At 33.6% G+C, this 10,000-nt stretch carries 9 protein-coding genes and 1 pseudogene; 3 read left to right on the top strand and 7 right to left on the bottom strand.

Annotated elements, in window-relative coordinates; all coding sequences use genetic code 11:
* From pheS to LDL23_RS01490, 3 genes are all read left to right on the top strand, one after another.
* Positions 1 to 967 (top strand): phenylalanine--tRNA ligase subunit alpha (gene pheS / locus LDL23_RS01500; RefSeq protein ID WP_291264123.1); only part of this gene is annotated, 967 nt, incomplete at its 5' end.
* A 47-nt stretch (positions 968 to 1,014) separates the two neighbouring features.
* On the top strand, positions 1,015 to 1,422 hold the full coding sequence (locus LDL23_RS01495; protein WP_250580163.1) for a hypothetical protein: 408 nt from the start codon (positions 1,015 to 1,017) through the stop codon (positions 1,420 to 1,422).
* A 350-nt stretch (positions 1,423 to 1,772) separates the two neighbouring features.
* Positions 1,773 to 4,571: a GH92 family glycosyl hydrolase gene (locus LDL23_RS01490; protein WP_291264122.1), complete on the top strand. Its 2,799-nt coding sequence runs from the start codon at positions 1,773 to 1,775 to the stop codon at positions 4,569 to 4,571.
* Between the two features lie 60 nt (positions 4,572 to 4,631).
* Here the strand turns inward: LDL23_RS01490 and LDL23_RS01485 are convergent, their stop codons facing one another.
* From LDL23_RS01485 to LDL23_RS01455, 7 genes and pseudogenes are all read right to left on the bottom strand, one after another.
* Positions 4,632 to 5,609, bottom strand: a complete 978-nt coding sequence (locus tag LDL23_RS01485; RefSeq protein WP_291264124.1) for a TerC/Alx family metal homeostasis membrane protein — start codon at positions 5,607 to 5,609, stop codon at positions 4,632 to 4,634.
* Between the two features lie 34 nt (positions 5,610 to 5,643).
* The gene (locus tag LDL23_RS01480) at positions 5,644 to 6,639 is read right to left on the bottom strand and encodes an NAD(P)H-dependent glycerol-3-phosphate dehydrogenase (RefSeq protein WP_291264121.1); all 996 of its coding nucleotides are present in this window, start codon (positions 6,637 to 6,639) and stop codon (positions 5,644 to 5,646) included.
* A 130-nt stretch (positions 6,640 to 6,769) separates the two neighbouring features.
* A complete protein-coding gene (locus tag LDL23_RS01475; RefSeq protein ID WP_291264120.1) occupies positions 6,770 to 7,936 on the bottom strand; it encodes an iron-containing alcohol dehydrogenase in 1,167 nt (388 codons plus the stop codon).
* Positions 7,937 to 8,007: 71 nt separating this feature from the next.
* Complete coding sequence (locus LDL23_RS01470) at positions 8,008 to 8,868, bottom strand: DUF2971 domain-containing protein (RefSeq protein ID WP_291264119.1); 861 nt, start codon at positions 8,866 to 8,868, stop codon at positions 8,008 to 8,010.
* A gap of 11 nt (positions 8,869 to 8,879) precedes the next feature.
* Positions 8,880 to 9,461 carry a nicotinate (nicotinamide) nucleotide adenylyltransferase gene (gene nadD, locus LDL23_RS01465; RefSeq protein WP_291264118.1) on the bottom strand — a complete coding sequence of 194 codons (582 nt, stop codon included), beginning with the start codon at positions 9,459 to 9,461 and terminating at the stop codon, positions 8,880 to 8,882.
* A gap of 25 nt (positions 9,462 to 9,486) precedes the next feature.
* The gene (locus LDL23_RS01460) at positions 9,487 to 9,858 is read right to left on the bottom strand and encodes a four helix bundle protein (protein ID WP_035692958.1); all 372 of its coding nucleotides are present in this window, start codon (positions 9,856 to 9,858) and stop codon (positions 9,487 to 9,489) included.
* Positions 9,859 to 9,889: 31 nt separating this feature from the next.
* Positions 9,890 to 10,000 (bottom strand): annotated as a pseudogene (locus LDL23_RS01455) (guanylate kinase); the annotation flags it as partial.

Here is a 10,000-nt window from a genome sequence, read left to right as displayed (position 1 = left end):
TAATAAAGAACAATTAGAAGCCTTCCGAATTAAATATTTAGGAAGTAAAGGCTTGTTGAAAGACTTTTTTGCCGAATTCAAAAATGTTCCAAACGAACAAAAGAAAGAATTTGGTCAAGTAATCAACGAATTGAAAACTTCGGCAGAAGAAAAGGTAAAAACCATTCAAGATGCTTTAGAAAATAAAGAAGAAGCAAAAGGAATTTACGGCGATACTACGCGTCCAGGAGAAGCGATGAACATTGGTTCGCGTCACCCAATTTCTATTGTAAAAAACCAAATGATTGATATTTTTTCAACCATTGGGTTCAACGTGTCCGAAGGTCCAGAAATCGAAGACGATTGGCACAATTTTACCGCATTAAATTTACCAGAATACCATCCAGCAAGAGATATGCAGGATACGTTTTTCATTCAAACCAATCCTGATGTTTTGTTAAGAACACACACTTCATCGGTGCAAGTGCGTTATATGGAAAACAACAAACCGCCTATTCGTACGATTTCTCCGGGAAGAGTGTTCCGTAACGAGGCTGTTTCTTCGCGTTCACACTGTATTTTCCATCAAGTGGAAGGATTGTATATTGACAAAGACGTTTCGTTTGCCGATTTAAAACAAACCTTGTTGTATTTCACTAAAGAAATGTTCGGAAAATCGAAAATTCGTTTACGTCCGTCGTATTTCCCATTTACAGAGCCAAGTGCTGAAATCGATATTTATTGGGGATTAAAAACCGAAACTGATTACCGAATTACAAAAGGAACCGGTTGGTTAGAAATTGGAGGTTGTGGAATGGTAGATCCAAATGTATTGAAAAACTGCGGCATCAACCCAGACGAACATACAGGTTTTGCTTTCGGAATGGGAGTAGAGCGTATTGCGATGTTGTTGTATCAAATTGGTGATATCCGTATGTTTTACGAAAATGACGTTCGTTTCTTAGAGCAATTCAAATCGAGTATATAATTTAAAATCCTGATAAGTTTTCGAAACCTGTCAGGATTCTTCAAAATATGAAAAAAGACATTATCATCCCAAAAGTAGAAGGCGTTCACATTGTAGCTTTTCAAGAATGGAACGACGATTTTATGGAGAATTCTTGGTACGCTTACTTAGTAAACGACACCGATAATTTGTTGGAAATGGCTATGGTAGTTTCACGTGCTTATGGTTTAATCAATGGAGAAGAACGCAAAACGGGAACTTTTCGTCATGCGTTTGCCAAAGTAGAACCAAGAACTGCCGTTAAAGTTGAATTATTGGAAAACAACGTCTTACAATTGAATAACGAATTCATGTTGTCGTACTTTTCAAACGGACAATTATACGATAAAACCTTCGTATTCCGAGTAAACACCATCAACGAAAAAGCCACTGCCGATTTACCAATCATCAACAAAAGAGGCGTTTTTGCGAATTAAATTTTCGTAAATTAAAATAGTGAAACCACGAATGCAAGAATTGATTTCTGTATTCGTGGTTTTTTTGTTTTTACCGCATAGAAACATAGATTAATTTTATAAAAGTTAAGGCATTTCATTTTACATAGTAAACATAGAAAACTTATATAAACTCTTATAAACCATAACTTTTCAAACTTTCTTATATGACTTATATGTTAAAATTTCTATGCAATCTCAACAAAGTGTAACACCTAAAAGCAAAACAAGAAAAACCTATGTTTCTATGTGGTAAAAACTCAAAAATAGTTTTATCCTTACAACAATTAGAAAATATTTTTACCTTTAAGAAATTTTTTCAACAACACAACATGAAGCCATTTCTTATTACTTTAGCCTTTTTAACTACTACTTTTTCCCAAGCTCAAGATTTCGCTAAACACGTCAATCCATTTATTGGAACTGGCGGTCACGGACATACTTTTCCTGGCGCTACCGTACCTTACGGAATGGTGCAACTTTCTCCTGACACTAGAATCGATGGCAGTTGGGATGGCTGTGGCGGTTATCATTATTCGGATAATTTGATTTATGGATTTTCGCATACGCATTTGAATGGAACCGGTGTTTCAGATTATGGCGATATCCTATTGATGCCAACTATGGGCGAACCTTCGTTTGATAATAAAGTGTATTCTTCTACTTTTTCACATGCCAATGAAAAAGCTTCCGCTGGATTTTATTCTGTGAAATTAGACAAACACAATATTGATGTGCGTTTGACCACTTCAACTCGTGTGGGATTTCATGAATATACGTTTAATAAAGCAGGACAAGCGAATATTATTTTAGATTTAAGACATCGTGATAAACTTTTAGAAGGAAGAGTAAAAATAATAGATGATAAAACTATTGAAGTGTTACGAAGAAGTGAAGCTTGGGCAAGAGATCAATATGTGTATGCAAGGATTGAATTTAATGTTCCAATGAAGAATTCAAAAGGAATTAAAAATTCAAATGATTTAGATATACAAACATTAGCATTAAGTTTCTCAAAACAAGTAAAAAAAGGAGAAAAAATCCTCGTAAAAGTATCGCTTTCGCCAACTAGTTATGAAGGTGCCAAACTAAACAGTTCCGAAATCAAACATTGGGATTTCGATAAAGTACATAAAGCAGCTATTGCGCTTTGGAACAAAGAATTATCAAAAATTGAAGTCACTTCTGATGATAAAGACAAATTAGCGATTTTCTACACCGCTTTATATCACACCATGATGCAACCGAATATCGCTCAAGATTTAGACGGAAAATACCGTGGTAGAGACAACCAAATTCATGTTGCCGAAGGATTTGATTATTACACAGTGTTCTCGCTTTGGGACACCTTTAGAGGCGCACATCCATTGTATATTTTGATTGATAAAAAACGAACTGCTGATTACATTAATACTTTCATCAAACAATACGAACAAGGTGGCAGATTACCGGTTTGGGAATTGGCTTCCAATGAAACCGATTGTATGATTGGTTACCATTCCGTTTCAGTAATTGCCGATGCAATGGCAAAAGGAATTAAAGGTTTTGATTATGAAAAGGCTTTTGAAGCTAGTAAAGCATCTGCCATGCGCGATATTTTAGGTTTAGATGCCTACAAGAAAAACGGATTTATTTCGATGGATGACGAACACGAAAGCGTTTCTAAAACATTGGAATATGCTTATGACGATTGGTGTATTGCACAAATGGCTCAAATTTTAAATAAGCAAGAAGATTACAAATATTTCATGAAACGTTCCCAAAATTGGAAAAACATTTTCGATTGGGAAACCGGTTTCATGCGTCCAAAGAAAAACGGCGGTTGGGATAAACCTTTTGATCCAAGAGAAGTCAATAATAATTTTACCGAAGGCAATTCGTGGCAATACTCGTTTTTCGTTCCACAAGATATTGAAGGTATGATAGAAGCTTATGGCGGAAAGGAAAAATTTGAAGCCAAGTTAGACGAAATGTTCAACAGCGAAAGCAAAACTACCGGTAGAGAACAAGTCGATGTTACGGGTTTAATTGGCCAATATGCGCACGGAAACGAACCAAGTCACCACATGGCGTATTTGTACAATTATGTGGGAAAACCGGAAAAAACGAATGCAAAAGTCAAGTATATTTTAGATAATTTTTACACCAATACGCCAGATGGTTTAATTGGAAACGAAGATTGCGGTCAAATGAGTGCTTGGTATGTGTTGAGTTCGATGGGGATTTATGATGTAACGCCAGGTGATTTATTGTGGGATATTACTTTACCTTATATTGAAAATATAAAAGTTAGTGTAGATGGTAAAAAACCAGAGTATATTAATCAACCATTTGAAAAAACTAGAATTTTACCTCAGTTTTCTTTGGATTTTAAAGAAAAAGAATTTTTTCCATCAATTATTCCAGTTCCAGTAATTCAATCAGAAAGTAAAGCGTTTAAAGATAATTTGAAGATTGAATTGAAATCTCAAAATTCAAATGATGTGATTTTTTACTCTACAAATGATGCAACTTCAAAATTAGATGATAGAATATTTATTAAATATACTAAACCATTTTCAATTGATTTAACTACGGATGTATTTGCTTATGTTGAAAATAATGGACAAAAAAGCAACACCATTTCCGCAACCTTCTTCAAAAAACCAAACAACTACAGCATCAACATCAAATCAGTTTACAATCCGCAGTATCATGCTGGTGGTCCAGAAGGATTGTTAGATGGTATTTTAGGAACAGAGAACTGGAGAAAAGGCGATTGGCAAGGCTATCAAAGTCAGGATTTTGAAGCGGTGGTGGATTTAAAAGAAGTGAAAGAATTATTTTCATTTAAGGCTAATTTTCTTCAAGATAGTCGTTCTTGGATTTTAATGCCAACTCATTTAGAGTTTTTAATTTCAACGGATAATGTAAATTTTACTTCTGTTGGAAGTCTTGATATTGCTAAAAATAGTGGAATTGATCCAAAAGATGAAAATTCATTTACTAGAGAATTTGGAGTTCTTTTAGAAAAGAAAAAATCAGCTCGTTACGTAAAAGTAATCGCTAAAAACTTCGGTAAATTACCAGAATGGCATCAAGGTGCTGGTGGCGATGCATTTATTTTTATAGATGAGATTACGATAAAGTAAAGTTTACAAATAAAAAAGGTTGTCTATTGGGACAACCTTTTTTTGATATATGTTTTGAAATTAATCCTTATCAGGAAACAACAACGAAGCGATTACAGACAAGATTAAAGCTCCACCCACAACACACAACGACAAACTCGTTGGAACGTGGTAAAACGGCGCTATAATCATTTTTGTTCCGATAAAAGCTAAGATAAATCCTAATCCGTATTTCAATTTACTGAACATGTACATAAAGTTCGCCAAAAGGAAATACAACGAACGTAATCCTAAAATCGCAAAAATATTCGATGTGTACAAAATAAACGGATCGTCTGGAGCAATAGCAAAAATTGCTGGAATACTGTCAATCGCAAATAATAAGTCGGTAAATTCAACGATAGCAACCACTACAAACAAAGGTGTTGCCATTTTGATTCCGTTTTGAATGGTGAAAAATTTATCGCCATCAAAATTCGGACTTACTTTAAAAAACTTGTGTACAAATTTAGAGCCGGCACTTTTGCTAAAATCTTTACTTCCTTCATCTTCTTCCTGACTTAATGCCGATTTAATTCCGGCAACAATCAAAATAATTCCGAAAAGGGTAAGCAAATAATTGATTTCTACCATCTGACCAAAAAGCTCCATTTCTGGTAAATAGGTATAATTCAGTAACCAAACTCCCGCAAAAATGAAAATCGCTCTAAAAACCAAAGCTCCAATCACACCCCAGAATAACACTTTGTGTTGGGCTTCTTTTGCCACATTGAAATAGCCAAAAACTAAAATAAAAACGAATAAATTATCAACTGAAAGTGCTTTTTCAATCCAATACGCGCCTTGAAATTGCATGAATTTTTCGGCTCCCATGTAGTGATAAATAATACCGCTGAATCCCATTGCTAAAGAAATCCAAATCACGGACCAAATAGCGGCTTCACGATTGGAAATCACATGCCCTTTTTTATTTAAAACACCTAAATCTAAAACCAACATAGCAATGATGGTAATCGTAAAAGCCGTAATAATTCCTGGGTGATCGATTAAATGATCAATTGCACCGGTTTTTAATGAAAATAACATGGGTTTTTTAGTTTAATTTTTCTGTCAAGGCTTTAAAAACGGTTTTTGCGTCTTTGTTTTCGTATAAAATTTCGTAAACCGCATCAATAATTGGAGTATCAGCTCCGTATTCTTTGTTTAGTTTATAGGCACTTTTTACAGCGTAATATCCTTCAGCCACCATACTCATTTCCATTTGTGCTGATTTCACGGTGTAGCCTTTTCCAATCATATTTCCAAACATTCTGTTTCGAGAAAAAACAGAATATCCTGTTACCAATAAATCGCCTAGATAAGCCGAATTATTAATATTTCGCTTCATGCGATGTACTTTACGAATGAATTTCTTCATTTCGCGAATACCGTTACTCATCAAAACCGCTTGAAAGTTATCGCCATAGCCTAAACCATGAGCAATTCCGGCTGCAATTGCGTAAATATTTTTTAAAACGGCTGCATATTCAGTTCCAATAATATCATCAGTAGTTTTTGCTTTGATGTAATGTGAACTTAGATTTTTTGCAACATATTTAGCTTTTTTCTTATCACTACACGCAATGGTTAGGTACGATAAACGTTCCATTGCTACTTCTTCTGCGTGACAAGGACCTGTAATTACCCCAATATTTTCAAATGGAATATCGTATTTAGTATGAAAATGTTCGCCTACAATCAAACTTGATTCAGGAACAATTCCTTTAATAGCTGAAAAAATGATTTTTCCTTCCAAACTTTCAGTCAAACTTTCTAATTCTTTGCTTAAAAAAGCTGACGGAACCACAAAAATAATGTAATCAGCATAAGCAACCGCTTCGTTGATATCGTTGGTAAGTTTTAATTTATTGGTGTCAAACGCAACCGAACTCAAATAGTTTGGATTGTGTTTTTGATGTTTTAAATGCTCAATAGCATAAGTACTTCGCATGTACCAAGCAATTTCGTCTTGATTTTCACAAAGCATTTTCGCAATTGCAGTAGCCCAACTTCCTCCTCCAATGACGGCAAATTTTGGCTTTTTTTCCATTTTACGATTTAATTTAGAACATCAAAAATAGGCATTTAAAAAGGATTTACAAAAAAGGTTTTCGAAACTCTTCTTAATACAAAGGCACGAAGAAAAACTCCGTGCCTTTATTATGATGAATACGTATTTTTTAATAACTCATTTCTACAATTGCTCTCACTTTTTCTAAGGTAATGTTTTGTTTTTCACCCATGGCTTTCCAACCTCTTTCTTCGAAACGATTTACGATAAAATCAGCTGTTTTTTCGATGTTTTCTGCGTTTTCAGAAATTTTGGTTTTCATGCCCATTTTGTGGAAGAACTCAACCGTTTTTTCAATTGCTTTTTCTGCAATTTCTTCTGTTGAATTGCCTTGAATGTTCCAAACACGTTGTCCGTATTGTGCTAATTTCTCTTTTTTTGTATCGAACATTACGCGGTATAAGTTTGGACCAATGATAGCCAACGTTCTTGCATGGTCAATTTCGTATAAAGCGGTTAATTCGTGGCCAATCATGTGCGTTGCCCAATCCGAAGGAACTCCTTTTTGGATTAAGCCATTCAATGCCATAGTTGCGCTCCATACAAAGTTGGAAGCCAATTTATAATCAGTTGGATTTTCTACTACTTCTGGACCAATTTCAATTAATGTTTGTAAAATACTTTCTGAAATTCGGTCTTGTAGTAAAGCATCGTGTGTATACGTCAAATATTGCTCCATAACGTGTGTGAATGCATCCACAACACCATTTTGTAATTGTCTTTTTGGTAAAGAAGTAATTACCGTTGGATCTACAATTGAGAAAACTGGAAATAAAGCACTTCCGCCTAATGTTAATTTTTCTTGTGTAGCTTCAATCGTAACCACTGCGCCTGAATTCATCTCAGAACCCGTTGCTGGTAAAGTTAAAACCGTTCCAAAAGGAATTACTTTAGCAACATCTTTGAATAAAATACGTTTTTTCAAGATATCCGCTTCGTCACCTTCAAAATTAACGGCTGCCGAAATAAATTTCACACCATCAATCACGCTTCCGCCACCAACGGCTAAAATGAAACCAATTTTTTCAGCTCGAATAATTTCAACGGCTTTCATTAAAGTTTCAAAACGAGGATTCGGTTCGATGCCACCAAATTCCACAATATCGTGATTTGGTAAAGTCGTTTTTACTTGGTCGTAAACGCCATTTTTGAAGATACTTCCACCGCCATATGCAAGTAGAATCTTGGTGTTTGTTGGAACTAATTCAGTTAGTTTAGCAATTTGTCCTTTCCCAAAGACATAGTTTACAGGATTGTATAATTCGAAGTTTAGCATAACATTTTATTTTTAAGAATACAAAGTTACGCAATGGGATTGGGAACGAATGGTAAAGGAATGTTAAGAGATTAGAGTTTATATCTCTCTATTTTAAATTCAAACTCTCCTTTAACAGCCTGCCAAACATCTATTCCTTTATCTTTAGCAATTGCAACAATTTCTTCTTTGTCCTTTTTTGATGTATTTAAACCAATAATTACTTCTTTAATCACATCATTATCTAAATTAATTAATCTTTTTGGATTGGATTCGTTGTAAAGACTTATTAACCTAATTTCCCTTTCATAGCTCCATTCGGTACTTTTTAGAAAAAATTTTATTTCATCAGAATTTTTGTTTTTGAGTATCGGATTTAAATCTGGATACTCATTGGAATAATTGACTCTCATGAGTTTTCCAATTTGTGAATATCTAATTAATTTCTCGTCAAAACCAACACAGTAACCGGAATGGTTATCTCCATAATGTGACCACATTAAAATTGAATTCCAAACTTCACTAAAACATGTAACCCCAATATGTTTGTCATTGAATTCTCTTTCAATTACTTCAGATCTAACTTGAAATTTTAAAGTGTCTTCAAGTCTTTTATTTAAGATATTTTCAGCTTCTTCAGTTGTGATTTTATGTTCTTTTAAATATCTAAGATTCTTAGAAATGGAATTTTTTATGAACTCTTTTTTGTTTTCAATTGAATTTATATGCTTTTGATAATTTGAAAAAATCCTACAATCAAAAGGGTCGTTCAAGTTATTTGGTGAGGAAAGAAATATTTCATTTTTTAGTATTAAATTTTTATGAAATTCTTCTCTCCAATTTCGATACTTATAAATTATGTTTGGGTGATTATCTGGATTAGGGTCAAATAAAGAAGAAAAAGGATTTTTCACTAAAAAAGCTCCAATTTTTTTTAAGTTTTCTTTATCCATTTCTTTATTATTTACTTCTTGTAAAACAAATTATGTTCCACATATTCCCATACTTTATTCGGTAACATCGGAATAACATTTTTACCGTTTTTAATGCTTTCGCGGATTAAAGTTGAGGATAACTCAATAACTGGAGCACCAACTCGATGAATTTTTGGATGATTTACAAATTGTTCGTCAATTTCACCAGAATTTAATCTTGGATAGACATAAATATCGTGGTTTTGCAAAATGACTTCGTAATTTTTCCACTTGTGAAGCGAGTTCAAATTGTCTTCGCCCATAATTAACGAAAATTCGTTTTTTGGGAATTTCTCTTGTAAATGTGCTAAGGTATTTACGGTATAATTCGGTTGAGGTAATTTGAATTCGATATCTGAAGGTTGGATTTTTGGGTAATCTTCGGTTGCTAAATGCACCATGTGCAAACGATGGTAATCATCTAACAATGAACTTTTTTGTTTGTGTGGATTGTGTGGTGTAACTACCATCCAAATTTGGTCCAAATCAGAATGCTCCGCCATGTGATTGGCAATAATTAAATGCCCAATGTGAATGGGATTAAACGTTCCGAAATACAATCCGATTTTCATTGTTTTAGTGATTAGTAAAGAGTGATTAGTGAATAGCTTTAAGTGTTTTGGAAAAAGCGTTAATCATTTTTGACTCTTCTTCAATTTGATTTAATAATTCTTGAAATAATTCCAAATTAGTAATAAAGCCTAATTCTTTCGCAATAATTAATTGTGTTTCAATTTCAAATAAAGAACCTCTTGCTATGTCTAAAAAGTGACTAAATGATTTATCGGTATTTCTACCATAACCTTCAGCAATATTTGAAGGAATTGAAACAGTAGCTCTTTTTAATTGACTTGAAAGCGCATACATTTCTTCTTGTGGAAAAGTTTTTACAAGTTGATAAACTAATTTTACAATTGTAATTCCTTTTTTCCAGATTAATAAATCTTTGTATGATTTTATTTCATTCATTTTTAGCTAATTACTAATCACTTTTTACTAATTACTCTTTATTTATAAAATCCTTTACCAATTTGTACGCATCTTCTTTTGCCACATCTAAATCATAATTTTTGATGATGGTGTCAAATTGTGGTGCAGTTGCTAATTCTAC

The sequence above is a fragment of the Flavobacterium sp. genome (assembly GCF_020217025.1).
In the GTDB taxonomy this organism is placed as follows: Bacteria; Bacteroidota; Bacteroidia; order Flavobacteriales; family Flavobacteriaceae; genus Flavobacterium.
The sequence above is the reverse complement of the archived record's forward strand: the minus strand, read 5'-3'. Positions and strand labels throughout refer to the sequence as shown.